The organism is Tessaracoccus yangjingae (genome assembly GCF_055326235.1).
Genome location: NZ_JBUZNN010000015.1, coordinates 16,163 through 32,849, shown reverse-complemented (window position 1 = coordinate 32,849; position 16,687 = coordinate 16,163). Strand labels below are relative to the sequence as shown.

Annotated in this window: 19 protein-coding genes; 5 read left to right on the top strand and 14 right to left on the bottom strand. The window is 67.4% G+C overall.

Translation table 11 applies throughout. The features are described from left to right. Position 1 precedes the first annotated feature (1 nt). Both ACZK5D_RS15555 and ACZK5D_RS15550 read left to right on the top strand, forming a co-directional pair. A complete protein-coding gene (locus ACZK5D_RS15555; RefSeq protein WP_463665944.1) occupies positions 2 to 1,033 on the top strand; it encodes an ABC transporter permease in 1,032 nt (343 codons plus the stop codon). Between the two features lie 13 nt (positions 1,034 to 1,046). Then, positions 1,047 to 1,679, top strand: coding sequence for an SIS domain-containing protein (locus ACZK5D_RS15550; protein WP_463665943.1), 633 nt, complete (start codon positions 1,047 to 1,049; stop codon positions 1,677 to 1,679). 159 nt (positions 1,680 to 1,838) lie between these two features. Here the strand turns inward: ACZK5D_RS15550 and ACZK5D_RS15545 are convergent, their stop codons facing one another. From ACZK5D_RS15545 to ACZK5D_RS15480, 14 genes are all read right to left on the bottom strand, one after another. Beyond that, positions 1,839 to 2,768 carry a hypothetical protein gene (locus ACZK5D_RS15545; protein WP_463665942.1) on the bottom strand — a complete coding sequence of 310 codons (930 nt, stop codon included), beginning with the start codon at positions 2,766 to 2,768 and terminating at the stop codon, positions 1,839 to 1,841. Beyond that, entirely contained in the window at positions 2,762 to 3,223 is a 462-nt protein-coding gene (locus tag ACZK5D_RS15540; protein WP_463665941.1) for a hypothetical protein, read from the bottom strand. The genes ACZK5D_RS15545 and ACZK5D_RS15540 overlap by 7 nt, the downstream gene beginning before the upstream one ends. A 170-nt stretch (positions 3,224 to 3,393) precedes the next feature. Then, positions 3,394 to 6,570 (bottom strand): LysM peptidoglycan-binding domain-containing protein, encoded by a 3,177-nt coding sequence (locus ACZK5D_RS15535; protein ID WP_463665940.1) that lies wholly within the window; start codon positions 6,568 to 6,570, stop codon positions 3,394 to 3,396. Continuing rightward, complete coding sequence (locus ACZK5D_RS15530) at positions 6,567 to 6,983, bottom strand: TadE family protein (protein ID WP_463665939.1); 417 nt, start codon at positions 6,981 to 6,983, stop codon at positions 6,567 to 6,569. Before ACZK5D_RS15530 ends, ACZK5D_RS15535 begins: the two co-directional genes overlap by 4 nt. Next, positions 6,983 to 7,411 (bottom strand): TadE/TadG family type IV pilus assembly protein, encoded by a 429-nt coding sequence (locus ACZK5D_RS15525; RefSeq protein WP_463665938.1) that lies wholly within the window; start codon positions 7,409 to 7,411, stop codon positions 6,983 to 6,985. Before ACZK5D_RS15525 ends, ACZK5D_RS15530 begins: the two co-directional genes overlap by 1 nt. 1 nt (position 7,412) lies before the next feature. Continuing rightward, a complete protein-coding gene (locus tag ACZK5D_RS15520) occupies positions 7,413 to 7,796 on the bottom strand; it encodes a TadE family protein (RefSeq protein ID WP_463665937.1) in 384 nt (127 codons plus the stop codon). Between the two features lie 13 nt (positions 7,797 to 7,809). Further along, positions 7,810 to 7,998 carry a hypothetical protein gene (locus ACZK5D_RS15515; RefSeq protein WP_463665936.1) on the bottom strand — a complete coding sequence of 63 codons (189 nt, stop codon included), beginning with the start codon at positions 7,996 to 7,998 and terminating at the stop codon, positions 7,810 to 7,812. 152 nt (positions 7,999 to 8,150) lie between these two features. Continuing rightward, positions 8,151 to 9,056 (bottom strand): type II secretion system F family protein, encoded by a 906-nt coding sequence (locus ACZK5D_RS15510; RefSeq protein WP_463665935.1) that lies wholly within the window; start codon positions 9,054 to 9,056, stop codon positions 8,151 to 8,153. Next, on the bottom strand, positions 9,053 to 9,910 hold the full coding sequence (locus ACZK5D_RS15505; RefSeq protein WP_463665934.1) for a type II secretion system F family protein: 858 nt from the start codon (positions 9,908 to 9,910) through the stop codon (positions 9,053 to 9,055). The genes ACZK5D_RS15510 and ACZK5D_RS15505 overlap by 4 nt, the downstream gene beginning before the upstream one ends. After that, positions 9,910 to 11,472 (bottom strand): TadA family conjugal transfer-associated ATPase, encoded by a 1,563-nt coding sequence (locus ACZK5D_RS15500; RefSeq protein WP_463665933.1) that lies wholly within the window; start codon positions 11,470 to 11,472, stop codon positions 9,910 to 9,912. The genes ACZK5D_RS15505 and ACZK5D_RS15500 overlap by 1 nt, the downstream gene beginning before the upstream one ends. After that, on the bottom strand, positions 11,469 to 12,245 hold the full coding sequence (locus tag ACZK5D_RS15495) for a CpaE/TadZ family protein (RefSeq protein WP_182800694.1): 777 nt from the start codon (positions 12,243 to 12,245) through the stop codon (positions 11,469 to 11,471). Before ACZK5D_RS15495 ends, ACZK5D_RS15500 begins: the two co-directional genes overlap by 4 nt. After that, on the bottom strand, positions 12,245 to 12,895 hold the full coding sequence (locus ACZK5D_RS15490; protein ID WP_463665932.1) for an SAF domain-containing protein: 651 nt from the start codon (positions 12,893 to 12,895) through the stop codon (positions 12,245 to 12,247). Before ACZK5D_RS15490 ends, ACZK5D_RS15495 begins: the two co-directional genes overlap by 1 nt. A gap of 3 nt (positions 12,896 to 12,898) precedes the next feature. Next, positions 12,899 to 13,558 (bottom strand): hypothetical protein, encoded by a 660-nt coding sequence (locus tag ACZK5D_RS15485; RefSeq protein ID WP_463665931.1) that lies wholly within the window; start codon positions 13,556 to 13,558, stop codon positions 12,899 to 12,901. After that, on the bottom strand, positions 13,555 to 14,469 hold the full coding sequence (locus tag ACZK5D_RS15480) for a ParA family protein (RefSeq protein ID WP_463665930.1): 915 nt from the start codon (positions 14,467 to 14,469) through the stop codon (positions 13,555 to 13,557). Before ACZK5D_RS15480 ends, ACZK5D_RS15485 begins: the two co-directional genes overlap by 4 nt. Positions 14,470 to 14,963: 494 nt before the next feature. Here ACZK5D_RS15480 and ACZK5D_RS15475 point away from each other — a divergent pair, with 494 nt between their 5' ends. The 3 genes from ACZK5D_RS15475 to ACZK5D_RS15465 are packed head-to-tail and all read left to right on the top strand — an operon-like array spanning position 14,964 to position 16,602. Beyond that, positions 14,964 to 15,821 (top strand): hypothetical protein, encoded by an 858-nt coding sequence (locus ACZK5D_RS15475; RefSeq protein ID WP_463665929.1) that lies wholly within the window; start codon positions 14,964 to 14,966, stop codon positions 15,819 to 15,821. A 5-nt stretch (positions 15,822 to 15,826) separates the two neighbouring features. Beyond that, the gene (locus tag ACZK5D_RS15470; protein ID WP_463665928.1) at positions 15,827 to 15,985 is read left to right on the top strand and encodes a hypothetical protein; all 159 of its coding nucleotides are present in this window, start codon (positions 15,827 to 15,829) and stop codon (positions 15,983 to 15,985) included. Then, positions 15,982 to 16,602 (top strand): prepilin peptidase, encoded by a 621-nt coding sequence (locus ACZK5D_RS15465; protein WP_463665927.1) that lies wholly within the window; start codon positions 15,982 to 15,984, stop codon positions 16,600 to 16,602. The genes ACZK5D_RS15470 and ACZK5D_RS15465 overlap by 4 nt, the downstream gene beginning before the upstream one ends. The last annotated feature ends 85 nt before the right edge of the window (positions 16,603 to 16,687 follow it).

Genomic DNA, 16,687 nt, shown 5'->3' with positions numbered 1-16,687 from the left:
GATGAGCACCCGTGATAACCCCACACGCCTCAAGCTGCCCAACACCCACCCAGAGACTCTCCGGCTCCTAGGGCTGGTCATCCTCGTCGGAGCGCTGTTCCTCGCTCTCCGCCCCGGACAGTTTCTCTCCCCCCTAAACATCCAGTCCATCGGATTCGCACTGCCCGAGATCGGCCTCCTCGCGCTCGCCATGACCGTCGCGATGGCCAGCGGAGGCATCGACCTCTCCCTGGTCGCAATAGCGAACCTCAGCGCGATCGGGGTGGCACTCGTCGGGACGATGTCGCTGGGGTCGGTGCCCGGCACTCTCCTGGCCATTGTCGTGGCGCTCGCGGTAGGGACCCTGTGCGGCCTGCTCAACGGAGTCCTGGTCGCCTACGTCAACATCCGGCCGATCCTTGCCACCTTGGCCACAGGACAGCTGTATGCCGGCATCGGCATCGTCATCACGGGCGGCAAGGCCCTCTACAGCATCCCACTGCCCATCCAGAGCCTCGGGATCGTGACCTTCGCCTACATCCCGATCGTCGTGTTCATCTTCGCAGCCGCTGCGCTGCTGATCTGGTTCATCATGACACGCACCGGCTTCGGCCTGCGCGCCGTGCTCTTCGGCTCCAACCCGACAGCCGCCCGATACTCCGGCTTCAAAATCTCACGCGTTCAGCTCCAGACCTACGCCCTGATCGGGGCAGCAGCCGGACTGGCCGGGATCCTCATCGCCGCACGAGCAGCCAGCGCATCATCGAGCTTCGGCGGCAGCTACATCATGCTGGCCATCACCATCGCCGTACTGGGGGGCACCGACCCCACCGGCGGCAAGATCCGCATCGGCGGCGTCATCCTGGCCACCCTGCTGCTGCAGATGGTCAGCAACGGCTTCAACCTTCTCCAGCTGAGCCCCTACCTGTACCAGATCGTTCAGGGCCTGATCCTCGCCATCTTCGTCGTCGCCGCCATGCGACAAAGCAAGCCCGGCGGGCTGACACGGCTACTGCGACGTCGCCCCACCCAACCACTCACCACAGCATCCTAAGGAGCCGACACCCATGACAAAGCCCTCACGCGACGAAGTGTTCGCCGAAGCCCGAGACCTCGTCCGTCGCGAGTCCGCCACGGTCGGCGCGATCGCAGATCTGGTCGGAAACGAGGCATTCACCCGAGTGATCGACCTCCTGCTCGCCACGACGGGCAAGGTCATCACCGCCGGCTCCGGGACCTCCGGAACAGTCGCACGAAGGACCGCCCACCTCCTGTCCGTCTGCGGAACACCCGCGCTCTATCTCAATCCCACCGACGGCCTCCACGGCAGCCTCGGCGCCGTCGCAGCCGGTGACGTCGTCATCGCATTCTCCAAAGGTGGCGGCACCGGAGAACTCACCGAATTCGCCTCCCGGGCCCAACAGCGCGGCGCAAAAGCAATCGCCGTCACCTGCCGTGAAGAGTCAGCACTGGTCGAACTCGCAGACATCACGGTGCTGATCCCGGCAGGCGACTCCGATCCCGGCAACGCCATGGCAATGGGCAGTACCTTTGCCATGAGCTCATGGACCGACGCTCTGTCGATCTCTCTCATGTCGCTGCGCGGCTACACGTGGGAAGAGTTCCTGTTCACGCACCCCGGTGGCCGCGTCGGCGAGGAAACTGAACAGATTCTGACCGGGCTGACCCACCAGGAGTGACTGCAGCCCTCTGCAACTCGGCGGACCGTGTCCTACCCGACGATTCGGGAGTGCTAGCCAAGGGCCGGTTGCAGCGCTCGGTAAAGGACCTCATGTCCTCCTCCAGCGCATCGCCCGGGTGGTCGCCCAGGCCCGGATCCGGCTCGCCAGGGACAGCCCTCAGTTGTCCTTCACAATGACTTGGATCTCTCCGATTCTGACGGTGCTGCTGGTTTCGCGCTGGTAGGGAATGACGCCGGATTGGCCGATGCCGGTCCAGGCGACGTCCCAGTTCGAGGTCGCCGTGATGGTGTATTCGCCTTGCTTGTTGTAGCCGGCTTGGCGGCCGCAGGCTACGGGGGTTTGTGGCCCCATGGTGCGTGGGTCGAACCGTTGGCCGATGCCGCATTGGATGGCAGGGGTGCCGTCCCCGAGGTTCCAGGTGATGTTCTTCAAGCGGGCGGTGATGGTCACGGTATAGCCGCGCTCGGAGGCCGAGTCGGCGATGGGACCTGTGGTGTTGGGGCTGGTGGTGTCGGCCCACAGCCACACGGGAAGCCCCACCGCGCCCAGGGAGTCGGCGTTCGTGGCGAGAGATTCGGGCGCGATGCCCATGTCGATGGGTTGTAGGTTGACTCGGGCCAGGGCTCGCCAAGCGAGGACTTCTGGGTCGGGGGGTGGGAGATCTGGAGCTGCGGGTAGCCATCGTTGGAAGGCGAGGCCGAAGTCGGGGTCGGACCGGTTGGAGGTGGGCGGGGAGCAGTCGTAGATGGCGCCATCGGTGTGGCCGCCCCAGTTCACGTGGGTGAGCGGAGGTTGCGGACTGGCCGGCTTGCACCAGGCGCCCACTGCGTTGCTCCAGGTGCCGGCGGCGGTGGAGCAGTTGATCTTGACGCCTTGGTAGGAGCACGTGGTGGCCTCCTCGCCTCCGCGTCCCCCGCCCTCGTCATCGGGTTGACCGCTACCGCCACCTTCGCCGGCGCTGCACTCCTCAACCCAGCAGTTACCACCGTCGTCGCATGTCTGGGTGGGACAGGCGGAGGCGGTCGGCACCCAGACAACGCTCAGGAGGATGACGAGCGAGATCGCTGCCAGTAGCCGTTTCAGCACTTCGCGAGCTCCGTCTCGGACAGTGCCGCCCGCCAGCTGCCGTCGGGCATCTGCTCCATGAGGACCTTGATCTTCATGGTCTGATCGGGCTGGATGACGTTCTCGCCCGGCTGGCCGGTGTCGATGTCGACGGTCTGCAGATGAGCTGGGTCGAAGCAGTAGTTGATCTCGGCGGTCGTGACGCCATCCGTGTTGGTGGTCGGTTCGGAGATCACCGCGTCACGGAAGATCACAGTGCCTTTGCGCATCAGGTTGTTCTCTCGGAGCCGCACGATGACTTGGACTGAGTCGGTGGCTTCCTGGCCGGTGGTGACGTACTGGATCTCTGTCAGATCGTTCAGTTCGGGGTCGCGGGCGAACTTGTCCTTCACCCTGTTGTATTCCTCCCAGGCGGCGCGGATCTCGGCCTGTACCGGCGACTCCGTGGTCGGATTGTCGGGGAACGACTCGATCACCGTCGGGGACGGGGATGCGGTCGGGGACGGGCTGGGAGTTAGGGCTGCACTGGAGGTGACCGACGATGGGGTCGAGCTGGGGCTTTGTGTGGGCTGGGGGTCGGGGGTGCAGCCGGCGAGGAGGATGCCCGCGGTCAAGGCAGCTATGGCTAGACGTCGTGGGTTCATCTCTAGATCATCTCCATCAGGTCGGTCACTGTCGCACCCTCGTCGAGTCGGCGAAGGAAGTCGGTGGTTTCGGGTTCGGGTGGGCAGTCGAAGCCTTCCAGCTGGGCGAACAGGCGGCTGGTTGCTTCGTTGACGGCTCCGCGGTTGTGGCGGGCGTAGGCGGCCAGGATCCGCATCCGCCACAGTTGTTCATCGCCTGGTTCGATGTCGATGCCGGTGGCCAGCGTGTGTTCGCAGGCGAGCCACTCTTCGTCGACCAGCTGCCGCAGTCCCAGTTCGTAGCAGACGTCGACGATCCTGGAGATCATCTTCTGTTGGATCGGCTCGGCCCAGGCGTAGTAGAGGTTCCGCACTGCTGCGCTCTTGAATGGTGTGCCGCGGACCAGGCTGATCGCGTCGGCGAGCTGCTCGGTGCTGATCTTGGTCAGCGGTGCGCGGGTGGCGGCCTCGAACTGGTGCCAGTCGCAGTCGACCCCGGTGAGTTGGAAGGTGTTGACGTCGAGGCGCAGCTGCCCGTCGGCCATGGTGCCCAGCCACTTCCGCAAACGTGACGTGGCGGGATCCCGGGTGGTGGAGTTGTTCTCCTTCCTCCGGTTCGGCCAGATCGCGTCGTCGATGCCGCGCGCTGTGATCGCGTCGTCAGTCAAAGCCAGGTAGGCCAGGTACTCGGTGAGCCGTGCGGCCCGGTTGGGTTCAACGACACCGTCGGCGCCTTCCAGTTCGACGGTGCCAAGCACCCGCAGGTAGGGGGTGCCGACGACGGGCCCCACGGCCGGTGCAGCGGGATCCGCGGCGACAGCCGGCTGGGAGCTCTCCGCTTCCCCGAGGTTGGGGTGCGCGGTGGTGGTGTGGTCCTGGTGGGGCTCGACGGGTTCGGTGGCTGTGGGCTGGTCGGCGGGGGTGTCGGGGTTGGTGTGGTGGTGGAGCCAGTCGGTGGCGTCGTCGAGGAGGGTGTCGATGATGTCGGGGCTGGTTTCGTTGTGGATGGGTTGGGCGTGGTTGGCGACGTCGACGACTTCGAGGACGCGGCGGTAGCCCTCGGTGGTGATGCGTTGCGGGATGAGGGCCAGGCCGAGGGGTTCGAGGATGACGTTGTTCTGGTCGCGGAGGTTGATGGTCCACTCCCCTGCTGTGGCGCCGATCGCGACGGAGGCGATCGCGACGCGGGGCAGTTCGGTGAGCAGCCCTTCGAGTTGGTGTTGCTGGGTGGGGGTGAGTGGCTGGGTGAGCATGACCACTTCGGGGAACCAGGTGGAGGGGGCCACGGCGGTGACGCGGGCGTGGTGGAGGTCGGGTGCGTCGTCGAGCTGCATGGCGAGGCGATCGCTTTGGGCGCGGCGTTGCAGGTCGTCGAATAGGCGTCCGACGGTGGGCAGGTAGCGGATGCGGCCTGTTTTGAGGACGTCTTCCATTTCGGGGAAGGCGCCGACGATGGTGACGGTCAGGTCGTCGGCCCAGTTGGAGGTGGCCAGTTCGATGGCCATCGCTGCCAGGATCTCTTCGGCGTCGGCGGGGTCGCCGTCGACGTTGATGGATCCCACTGACTCCAGGTCGGCCAGGATGTGGGCGTCTTCGAGGTCCTGGCCGAGGCACACCAGTGAGGGGTAGGGCGCGGGGATCTCGGCGAGGGCGTCGCGGTCGAGCTGGGTGTCGTCGTCTGAGTGGTAGGACCACAGCATCCCGGAGGCGGTGCCGATCCAGGGCGCGGGGAGCTGCTCGGGCTCCTGGGTGTAGATCTCGAAGGTGGTGCCGGTGAGGCGGGCGACTCGGATCTCGGGCAGCGCCGTGTTGGTGTCTCGGCAGTGCTGGGCGAGTCCGCGCAGCGCGAGGTCGACCTCGTCGATGGCCAGCGGGTTCTGCACTGCGCGGAGTTCGAACTCGACGGCCGCGGCGGCGCCTTCGGGCATGGCCAGCTGTGCGCCGCGGGCACGCTGTCGGCGCTGGAAGAACCGGCGCGAGGCGATCAGCCCAACCACACCACTGGCGGCCAAAGCTCCCACCCCGAAGGAGGCCCGCACACCCACCAGATTGTCGTCCTGGTCGATGTTGTCGGTGATGACCGGTTCCGCGGCGGCACGCCGCGGGTCCGCCTGTGCCCGGCTGGGGGTGGCGGGGTCTTGCGCCGGGGTGGTCGGCGGTGTGCTGGGTGTGTGGTCGACGGGTGGCGTCTGGTCGACGGTGTCCTCGGTTGGGGTGGCCGCGTCCGGCGTCGAAGGGGTGACGGACGGCGGCTCGGCAGCTTGTGGTGCGGCTGGGGTGGCGTCGACGGTTGGGGGTTGGGGGGTGTCGAGGGTGATGGTGAGTTGGGTGCCGTTGACGATCAGGTCGGGGTCGGCGAGGCGGGCGCCGTTGGCCTGGGTGATGCCCTGGTTGTCGTCGAAGATCTCCATGTAGCGATCGCCGTCGCCGAGGTGTGTTTCGGCGATGTCGTAGAGCGAGTCGTGGGGTCCGACGGTGTGGGTGATCGTCTCCTCCGACGGCACAGCAGCGGCGGTGGCGGCTGGGGTGTCGAGGGTGATGGTCAGTTGGGTGCCGTCGACGATCAGATCGGGATCGGCGAGGCGGGCGCCGTTGGCCTGCGTAATGCCCCGGTTCTGTTCGAAGATCTCGGGCCAGCGGTCCCCGTCGCCGAGGTAGGTCGCCGCGACGCTGTACAGCGAGTCGCCGGGGCCCACGGTGTGGGTCGCGGTGGCCCTGGCGGGCGCGGCCGGGGCCGGGGTGTTGGCAGCGTCGGTGGGGCTGGTCACGGTCACCGCAGTGGTGGTGGTGATGGGTTGTGGGCTGGTTGTGGTGGTGTCGGCGTTGGCGGTGCCGGCGAGAGCGGGGGCGGCGATGAAGGCGAGCATGGCGGCGCCGACGAGGCGGCTGGCGGCTCCTTGTGGGAGCGCGAAGCCGGGCATGCGGGGGGCGGGTACGCGGCGGATGGCTGCCCAGATCTCGACCAGCAGTGCGATGGCGAGGTAGAGCCAGGCGAGCCAGGCGATGATCGTGAGGATCACCGAGATCAGGGTGCCGTCGTCGCGGGCGGTGAACGCGGCGAGGATTTGGGTGAGTGAGGGCAGGCCGGTGGGCAGGAGTGGTGCGGTGATCCACCACAGCAGCAGGGGGACGCCTGCCAGCAGCCCGGCTAGGACCAGGAGGGCGAGGACTCCGAGGATTCGGCGGGTGAAGTTCATCATCGTGTCGTTCCTTGGTAGACCTGCTTGGCTTCGGCTTCGGCGCGTCCCATGACGGTGACGCTGCCGACACCGAACGCGGAGAGCATCACCGGGGTGAACACCACCCGGGTGGTGACGGTGATGGTGGCACCGGTGACGGTGATGTCGCCGGCAACGTCGGCGGCTGCGAGGTAGGCGGTGGCGGCCTGGCGGCCGCGGGAGACGTCGACGAGGCCAGGGCGGCCCAGGATGGGGTCGCCGGAGACGGCCTGCCCGGCTGCTCGGGCTGCTTCCCTGGCGACCTGATCGGCTCGCTGGGTGGCGCGCAGCTGCGCCCCGCCGTCGACGACCAGGCCCATGATCATCAGCACGGCGGTGGTGATGATCACTGCCCACAGCGTGACCGACCCGCGCTCGTTCCTGCGGCGGCGCATCAGCGTTCCCGGTAGGTGTCGATGGGGCTGATGGCGTCGGCGGTCAGGGTCATCGTGCCGGGGATGCCGGGCAGCGACAGGTCGCCGAGGCCGACGACGCAGGTGACTGCCACGGTCACGGCGGCGGCCTGTCCGACGGCGGCGGTGAATCCGGAGGTGTCGACGTCGGTGCTGGTGTGGGTGCAGGACAACCCGTTGGAGGCCAGGGAGAAGCCGGCGACCCGGGCGGCGTCACTGGCAGCAGTGCCGCGGTCGCGGGCCACGGAGGCTGCGCGGGCAGCGTCGTAGGCGACGGCTTGGATGGCTTGGTGGGCCAGCGCGAGCCGGCCGGCCATGATGATGGCGCTGAGGATCAGCAGGGTGGCGGGGATCACGATGACCAGCTCCAAGGTGGCTGATCCTCGCTGATCGCGGACGAGGGGGCGCATGTCAGGTGATCCTCTCCAGCGGCATGGTGGCGCTCTGGTGGATCGGCATGTCGGGGATCAGGAAGTCGAGGAGGTTGGGTGAGTCGACCGTGACCATCACCGTGGTGGTGGTGGCCGTGGCTGACGCGGACACCGACACGTTGCGGGCGCCGGCCGCGGTGGCGAACTCGCGGGCTGCAGCTGCGCCACGACCGGTGGTGGAGTCATAGGCTGCTGCGACTCGGGCGCCTTCCTGGGCGGCCGACATCGCAAGGTTGCGGGCGTGGAAATACAACCCCGCTTGGACGGCTCCGAACAGCATGATCAGCAGCACGGGAAACAGGATCACCATCTCGATGGTGACCGACCCGCGCTGCCGACCTGGTGCGCACCGCCGCCGAGACACAGTCAGATCTGTTCTAGACGGGGATCTTCGCGACGTAGCCGTTGATGATGGCGACGATCGCTGCGATGACGGCGACAGCGGCGACGGCGATACCGGCGGCCCAGATCACCTGTTGCAGCGTGATGTCGCCTCGCTGCTTCTTGGCTCGCAGCACGGCGGGGGCGGCGACGATGACGCCGACCAGCCAGTGGAGTGCATTCATAGTTGAAGTCCTTTCAAGGTTGGGCCTTCTCCTTCGAGAGGGCCAGTTTCGGCACCCAGGTGTGACAGGTGACCGCTGGTTACTTGGCAGATCTTGCCTTGCGAGGTGTTCACCCAGCTATGAGGCGTAGCGGCAACGGGGATGCGCCGGTGTCAGTTCATGGTGAGCATCGCGAGCAGGGCCGGTACCACCAGCAGTGCGAGGAACACCAACCCCAGCAACGCGATGGGGGCGCTTCGCTTGGTGGAGGTTTCGTTGGCTGCGGTCAGCTCCCGGGCGAGGTGGGCCTTGCGCATGGCCTTGGAACGCTGCTTGAGGGTTTCGTAGACGCCCGCTGATTCGGTGCCGGCGATGCGCATGATGTGGCCGAGCTCGGTGAGTTCGGTGACCATGTACCGCTCCCCCAAGGCGCCGAGCCGTTCCCATGGGGCCACCCCGGAGAGCCGTGAGTGGGTCAGTTCTTCGGCGAGCCGTTGAAACACCCACGAGTCGGCCACTTCGGCGGCGTCCTCGAGCGCCTGCCTCGGGGAGGTGCCGGCGCGACGTTCCATCGCCACCAGGTCCATGTAGGAGCCCAGCACGTAGGTGAACTCGGCTCGCGCCTTCCGCGCGTTGTCGCGCACGTTGTAGTCGGGGATGAAGCTCAGCACCACGGCCAGCAGCAAGCTGCCCACCACCGGGATCCCGATCGGCATCGGCACACCCAGCAGATACAGCAGCACCGACATGACGGTGGGAAGCATCAACCCGACCGCGGCGAAGGTGGCCTTCTGCGCCAGGAACCGGTGCGGTGGGATGCGCAGCATCTCCAGTTCCGCCTGGGGCACCTGAATCCGGGCCCCAATGCGGCGCTGCAGCCAGAACCCGAGCCGATCCTCCGCCGTCTGCCCCACCACACCCGTGCCGGTGCCCGTGGGGTTGTTGACGCCGGCGCTGCTTCCAGCCAACTCCAGATAGGCGCCCAGCGCGGGGTGCCGCGGCGCGTACCGCATGATCAACACCACGGGGCCGGCGGCCAGCAGGGTTCCCGCGATCAACGCCAACTGCAGCTCCGTCATGACTGAACCCTCTCCAAGAGGCGCGGCAGGGGCTCGGCCCGGTTCATTTTCCTCAGCCACACCAGCACGCCGACGTAGCAGGCCAGCAGCAGGGCCAGAATCGGCTGCCCGAGCGGGGTGCCGTAGGGCGCGACGTAGGCCCCACCCAGGAGCAGGAACCCGCCGAACACCACCACCGTGATCAAGGTCACGTAGCGCACGGTGGTGGTCTGCCGGGCCCGCTCCGCTTGCACCATCCGGCGAGCGGCCACGTCTTCGGCCACCGATTCGGCGAGGTCTTCCAGGATCCGGGTCAGGCCGATGTTGCGCCGCCTGGCACCCAGGATGAGGGCGCACACGATCTTGTCGGCGGTGGTGTCGCCCAGATCCTGCGCGAATCGACGGAGGGCCTCCTCGCTGCTCATCCGCGACCGCAACCTGGCCACCAGGGTGTTGACCTGTGTCTGGATGGCTGCCGGGGCCGAGGCCTGCGACGCGACGATCGCCTGCTCGAGGCTCACACCGGCCCCCAGCACACCTGAGAGGGACCGGGTCCACTCCTCCAGCGCATCGAGCCGCTTGATGCCGGCCTGATCCGCCCCGCTGCCCAGCAGGTACGGCAACCCGACGAGCGCGGCCGGCACCACCACGATGAGGATCACCCATCCGGTGAGCAGCCCGGTCACCAACCCGATGACGGCGCCGACGCCCAGCTTGATCCACGTGGCCCGCGACACGCGTGTGCCCGTGCCGGTGGCGTGGGTGCGCCGCGGCTTCGACGTGGCCTCCGGCACAGGCATGAACCCCAGCACTGCCAGGGCGATCCCCACGCCGATCAACGCAGCCGCCACCGTGGCGATCATCGCGGGGCTCATCAGCTGAGGCCCCGTTCGCGGACGAAGCCGTCGTAGTCGAAGCCGGCATCGACCAGGTCCTCCACGTAGGGCGGGACCGTGTTGGCCTTGCCGACACCGGTGCCGTCGTCTTTGAACACGTCGGTGAAACTGACCCCGTCCGCGGTGAGTTCGATCGCGATGATCTCGGTGACCCGCCGGACCCGGCGGACCCGCTCCCCCTTGCCGGCGATGTTGACCTTCTTGATGAAAGCCACGTAGTTGATCGCTGAGGCGATGGTGCGGGTGGCGTAGCTCTCCGACACGCCAGGGACCTCGAGGCAGCAGGTGACCAGCTTGTTGTACGTGTCGCGGGCCGAGCGGGCGTGGGTGGTGGAGATCGAGCCACGGCCACCCTGCATGGCCTGGATCATCGCCATGATCTCGCCGCCGCGCACCTCACCGACCAGGAGCCGGTCGGCGTTGTGCCGAAGCGAGCCGATCAACGCCTCAGAGATCTCGAACTTCCCCGCCTCGCGGCCGTCGGGGCGGAACTCCCCCTGCCCTTGGCGGGCCTCGATCCCAAACACCCGCGGATGCTTGTTCGGCATCCGCTCCAGATGCAGCTCGCGGTCGGTCTCGAACGTGATGATCCGTTCGCTGGGCGGCAACGCCGCGCACAGCGCCCGACACAGCGTCGTCTTCCCAGCGCCCTGCGCACCGGACACCACGATCGACTCCCCCGCGCGGACCACCGCGCCGAGGAAGTTGGCGGCCAGCGGCGTGAGGGTGCCTTTCGCGATCAGATCGTCGAAGTCGACGTCGACCATGCCGTGCAGACGGATGGTGACCATCGGCCGCAGCGTCACCCAGGCGAACGCCGCCAACCGGGCCGACTCCCCCAACGGCAGGTTCATCTCCGGCGTGGCGGGGCTGAACGGTCGCGGATGCTCCTTGGAACGCGAAGCCCAGAACTGCAGGTCGGCGATCAGCTCCTCATCGCTGTCGGCCACCGCCGGCCCGTCGCACATGGTGCCGTCCTTCAGCTCGATGTGCACCACATCGCAGCCGTGCAGCTCGATGTTCTCAATCCACTTCGAGTCGATCAGTGGCTGGAGACGGCCCAGACCAAACAGCGCATCGAACACCGCCCGACGGATCTTGCCGGCCTTCGCATCATCGGGCTGCAGCCCCATGCGCATCTCGTCAGCGATCATCCGGTCAACCAGCTCGGCGATCACCCCCCGGCCCAGCGCCTGTTCCTCGTCCTCGGTCGAGTTGGCCGTCCGCTGCTCGGCGATCGCGTTGGTCGCCGCGATCCGCAGCGCCTTGATCTGGGCCCAATCCAGATCCGACTGATCCCACACCTCATCGACGTAGCCGGGCGGAGGACCGAAGGTGTGCTGAGTCCGCGGCGCGCTGCGCTTCGGCGTGTGCGCCCACGAGGCTGGCAGATGCCGCACCGTCGACGCCACCACCGACGGGGCGGCATCTGGGACGGCGACGGGTTGGGGGTCGATGACCCGCAGCGGATCCGCAGCGTCGATGCGGTTCCAGCCGTCGCGGAAGAACTCGAAGTCATCGAGCGGGATGGGCTGACTCATGCCTGTACTCCTTGCACGCTGCGGCGCGACGCCTCGATCTGGGTGCGGATCGCCGAGGCCGCGGGGGGCAGCGACCTGTACAGCGGGCTGCGATCGAAGCGACGGCCAGGTTTGGCGCCCAGATGGAACACATCGGCGGTGGTCGGGTCGTTGGGCAGTGTCGTGATCACGGGCAGCTTGAGTTGTTTGGCCACATCATCGGCCGAGTAGGGGTGCCCGGGACTGATCAACAGGAGCCCGGCGCGCCCGGAGTCGGCGCCCACGATTTCGGTGAGGTGGTCTGCCCAGTACTTCGCGGGCACCAGCGCCGGCAGAGTGCTGCGGGTGACCAGGGCCACCAGGTCGGCTCCTTGGAGGAGTGCCGTCGGGCTCCCGGTCATCCCGAGCCTGCCCAGATCGACGAGGACGTCGATGCCGGCCCCGTCGAGCTGCTGCAGCTGTGCCACCAGCGGGTTCCAGGCGTCGTTGATCACGGCCGCGTGGGAGGGGGATCGTGGTCCGGACAGCAGCCGGATCTCGGTGTTGGGGACCAGGGTGGCCACGTCCATCAGGGGCGGGATGGTCCCGGTTTGGCGGTAGCGCACCGCCAGGTCGAACACTGACACCACCCCGTTGGGGGCGTATTGGCGCATGTAGCCGGTCAGCATGGCCGATGAGCCGGTGGGGTCGGCCTCGAGCAGCAGGCACGGCCTCGGCCAGGCCAACGCCAAACCGATGGCGGTGGTGGACACCCCAGGCGACCCGGCGGCGGAGCACAACACGATGACAGCCATCAGGCCCCCTTCACGATCAGCGCGAGACGGCCGGTGGCCGAAAGGGTGGCCACCAGCGGCGCCTGGTCGGCGTCGACGGTGACGTTGACCACGGTCATGTTGGTGTCGATGACCGCCTCGGTGGTCACCACCATGGCCTCCACGTCAATCACCGGGGCGCCGGCCACGACGTCGTCGCCTTGGCGGGGGGTCGAGATCAGCTGCACCACCTGCCCCTGCTTGAGGCCGCCGGCGGGCATCTGCGGTGGGGTCAGCGCCACACCGACCAGCGACTGGCCTTCGGTGGGGGTGATCCCGGACCCTGTTGAGCCGGGGACCAGCAGCGCCCCTTGAGGCAGGTCGACCATGGCGGTTTGTCCCACCAGGGTGGGGAGCCCGTCGGCCGGGGTGGTCCGCAGCGCAGGATCGGGATGCACGTCGACGGTGGCCAGATCCTCGACGGTCAGCTGCGCACCGCGCGGGATGTCTCGGCTTGCCACGACCACCGGCACGGTGTCCTTGACCATGTTGACCACCGCTCCCGACAGCAGAGCGCCCAAGGCGATCAGCAGTGCTGCCAGCACCCACAGCAACGGGCGGCGGCGGTGCTTGACCTGGGTCAGCGCGACATCCGGGGTCGGCTCTGCGGTGGGTGGGGTGGTCTTCAACATGGTTCAGTCCTTGAAGTATGTGGTGAGGGCTTCTCGTATGAGATGGGTGCGGTCGCGGGCCCCGAGCTGGTTGACCAGCTGATCGAGGTAGTCGAAGTCGGAGGGGACGAGCCGGTAGGCGAACAGCTTGGTGTTGTCGACCACCGGCGCCGCCTTCGGTCCCCTCGCGGCGAACCCGCTGGAGTGAGGTGGTGGCGGTTCCTGGGTGGCGGCAAGGATCCCCGGCAACTGGTCGAAGTGCTTCTCGATGGCGGCCACGACGATGTCGCCGGCCGACATGCCGGTGGCCTCACGGTGCCGGGCCACGGCCGTGACGAGACCGGTGGGGAGGTTCGCTGATGAGGCTCGGTGTAGATCTCGCGGCTCCTTTCCTGCCCGCACGGGATTCTCCCCCACCGGCGGGTCACATCCGGGGGCCGCGGCCGTGGTGTCCACGGGCGCAACCGCCGGCGGAGGGGTCTTCCGGCGGGCCAGTCCTCGCACCGGATTCCCGGCAGGGTGCTCGTCCGAGGCGGCGGCGTCTCGGGTCGGTGTGGCGGGTGCGGGTGTGGCGGGTGCTGGTGTCGCGGCGGGCTTGAGGTAGTCCGGCAGCGCCCCCAGATCCTCGACATCCTCGGGGTGCGCCAGCCGGCTTCTGGCGGGATAGGCGTACTGGTCGCTCACGACGCCTCCTCCGCCTCGAGGATCAGCGCGGCCACCTCGGCGGCCAGTTCGGCGTAGTCCTCGGCCATCGAGGTGGAGGACTGGGGCAGCGATTCCGGGATGCTCACCGTGGGGTCGCTGCGGCGGGCCCGGAGTGCGCGGAACCTCTCGCTGGGGTCGCTGGCTGCCCTGTCGACGAGTTCACGCACTAGGAGGCCTTTGAGGCGGCATTCCTGCGCGGTCTTCTCCGAGGAACGGATCGCGGTCTGCAGCAGCGGAATGGCGCTGTGGTCGTCGGCGAGGTTGTCCAGCACGTTCTGCCGCACCCGGGTGGCGGTGCTCTGATGACCGAACAGCACCATGCCGAGCCATCTCAGTTCGGTGTTGTCTTTGCGGGCATGGCTGACCAGCGGACCCAGCACCTGCAGGCCCTCCCAGGACGCGGGGTCGCTTCGCAGCGGGACCAGGATCCAGCGTGCCGCGGTCAAGGCCATCTGCTGCAACTCGCGGTTCCCAGGCGGGGTGTCGACCAGGACCATGTCGTATTCGCCCTCGGCGATGGCCTTCCCCAGCGCTTGACGCCACCCCTCCCCCACCGAACCGGCAGGGATACCAGGGCCCGCGCCGTAGGTCATCGGCAGCAACCAGTTGAGGCGAGCCCCTCCAGGGATCCAGTCGATGCCGGGGCGCACGTCGCGGACGATGTTCAGCGGAGTTCCCTCAACGATCGCATCGACCACACCGCGTCCGGCGTCGTCGCCTTCGTGGCCGACCAACCCGAGGTCGAGCTTCAGGTTGCCGGAAACGTCGAGGTCGACGACAAGGGTGCGCGAGCCTTCCCGCGCGAACTCACCGGCAAGGTTGGCGGTCAGGCTGGTCTTGCCCACACCGCCCTTGCCGTTGGCGAGTGACACCACTCGTGAGAGGTCCATGTCGTCGATCCCTTCCGACTCAGATAAGGCCTGAGCTGGTCACCAGACGTGACAGCCCACTTTGTTGGAGCCGGGTCCTTGCCCAGCATCGTGGTCCATCCTCCGACGTCGACGCCACAAGTCGTAGCGCAACACACCGCCGGCGAGGCAGAATCACCCCAACACCCGCAGTATAGGGCCCAATATAGGGCCCTATATAGGCACTATATGGGGGTTGCAGGGCTTTGGCCTCCCACGTCCGGAGGTCAGTTCCCTATATCGGGCCTGATATAGGGCCCTATGTTGCGCGTATATAGGGCTCCATATAGGGGGTTGAATTCGGCCGGCCGGTGATCGTCACTGGACATAGGGCCCTATATAGGGGGCTATGTGGGGCCCTATATGACCCCCTATATAGGGCCCTATGTCGCAACAAGGTGGAGGGCGGTGCTGTGTCACGGGCGCAGCTCGGCGCGTGCACTTCTTCTGGAGACGAGGGGAGAGAGGGATCAACGATGGCAGGCAGAACACGCAAGAGTGTCTTGGAGCTAGACGCCGGCGCTGGGTCGATGCCGGGTCTGGCGATGGCGGCGACGACACCGCTGGCCGACTTCGAGGCGAAGGAGACCAACCGTGAAGGTCTGGCCGAGTTGGATCGGATGACGGAGGCCAGCAACCGGCTGACCCGAGCCCAGAAGGACCGTGAACGGATCATTCCACGCGATGCATCCGGGCCTGCCAATGCGGCGACCAAGATGCGCGTGCCCGAGTTCGACGAGATCCGCACGCCCGTGTCGGGTCGTCAGATGAAGGCTCGGTCCAAGCTGAAGCGCGCCACGCAACGCCGGTGGACACGGGCGCAGTACCGGGCGGTCCAGGAGGCCACCTCGTCGGCGACGTCGTGGCAGCAGCTCACCGACCACCTCTCTGCCGCCCAGGGTGACACCGACCTGCTGCCTGCACGTGCCCTGCAGAGCGTTCAGCGGATCGACCGCTCCATCCGCCAGTACGAGGAACGCAACGACCGGCAGCACCTGGTCTACGCGAACGTGCAGCTGCCGGAAGGCTTCGACGCCTCCAAGCTGGAAAACTACCCGGCGGTCCACCTCGACCGCTGGACTGCCGGCACGCACAACCTTCACGAGCTCTCCGAAGCTGGCCAAACCGATGACAACACCTACGTGATCGAGTTGGCCACCCGCCGCGGCATGTACTTCGGTCAGTCAGAAGGCGGCAGTACCACTGAGCATCTGTTGCCGCGGGGGATGAGCTTCACCGTCGAGAAGGTCTACGAGGCGCGGTGGAAGGGCCCCGACGGCCACACCGGAACCAGGCGAGTGATCCGCCTCCAAGAGATCCATCAGGAAGGATGACAACCATGACCACCACCGACCAGAACAAGCCCCGAAAGCGCAAAGCCCCACTGCTGGACGACGGGCGAGAGGAGCTCTTCCTGCCTAAGTGGCTTGTAACGGGCAGCTACAACCTGCTGCGCGTCGACGACAAGAAGCAACCGCCCAAGCCAGAGACAAAGTGACTCTCTTCCTCCTGGCGACGGGGGCGGCAGTGGGGGCCACGCTGGGCGCAGTCCTTCGCCGGCGCCGCTACCTCGAGGCGGAACAGCCGGCGTTCGGATGGTGGGCGGTGGTCATCGCGGCTTCCTCGTGCGCGGTTGCGATGGGGCTGATGGCGTGGCGCATCGACGACCCCGTGTCCCTGCTGCTGGGGTGCGTGTTCGTCGCTGGGGGAGTGGTAGCCACCTGGACTGATCTGGATGCCCATCTGCTGCTCGACGCGCTCACGTGGCCGCTGGCCGTTGTGTTGCTGCTGATCATCACCGCGGACGCGGCGACGTCAGGGCACTGGGAGCGGTGGTGGGCAGCTGTGCTGGCCGCGGCCGCCGTGGCCGGTGTGCTCCTGGCGTGGGCGGTGTTCGGTTCTCTGGGCGTGGGGGATGTGAAGTTCGGATTGTCTGTTGGGCTGGTGCTGGGCCACGTCGGGGGATGGCCTCTGACGCTGCGCGGGGTGCTGGTGTCGTTGATCCTCGCCGCGGCCGCGGCGGTCGTGCTGCTGGCTGTCGGGCGGTCACGCAAGTCCCATCTGCCGCTGGGGCCCGCACTAGTAGTCGGCGTTTCTGGTTGCCTGCTGTGGTGAGCCAGGGCTAGTCTGATTTGAAGCGGGCTATCCCCCCGCACACACCAGGTGTCTGACCAGCACCTCCACGCAGAAGGGCGTGACC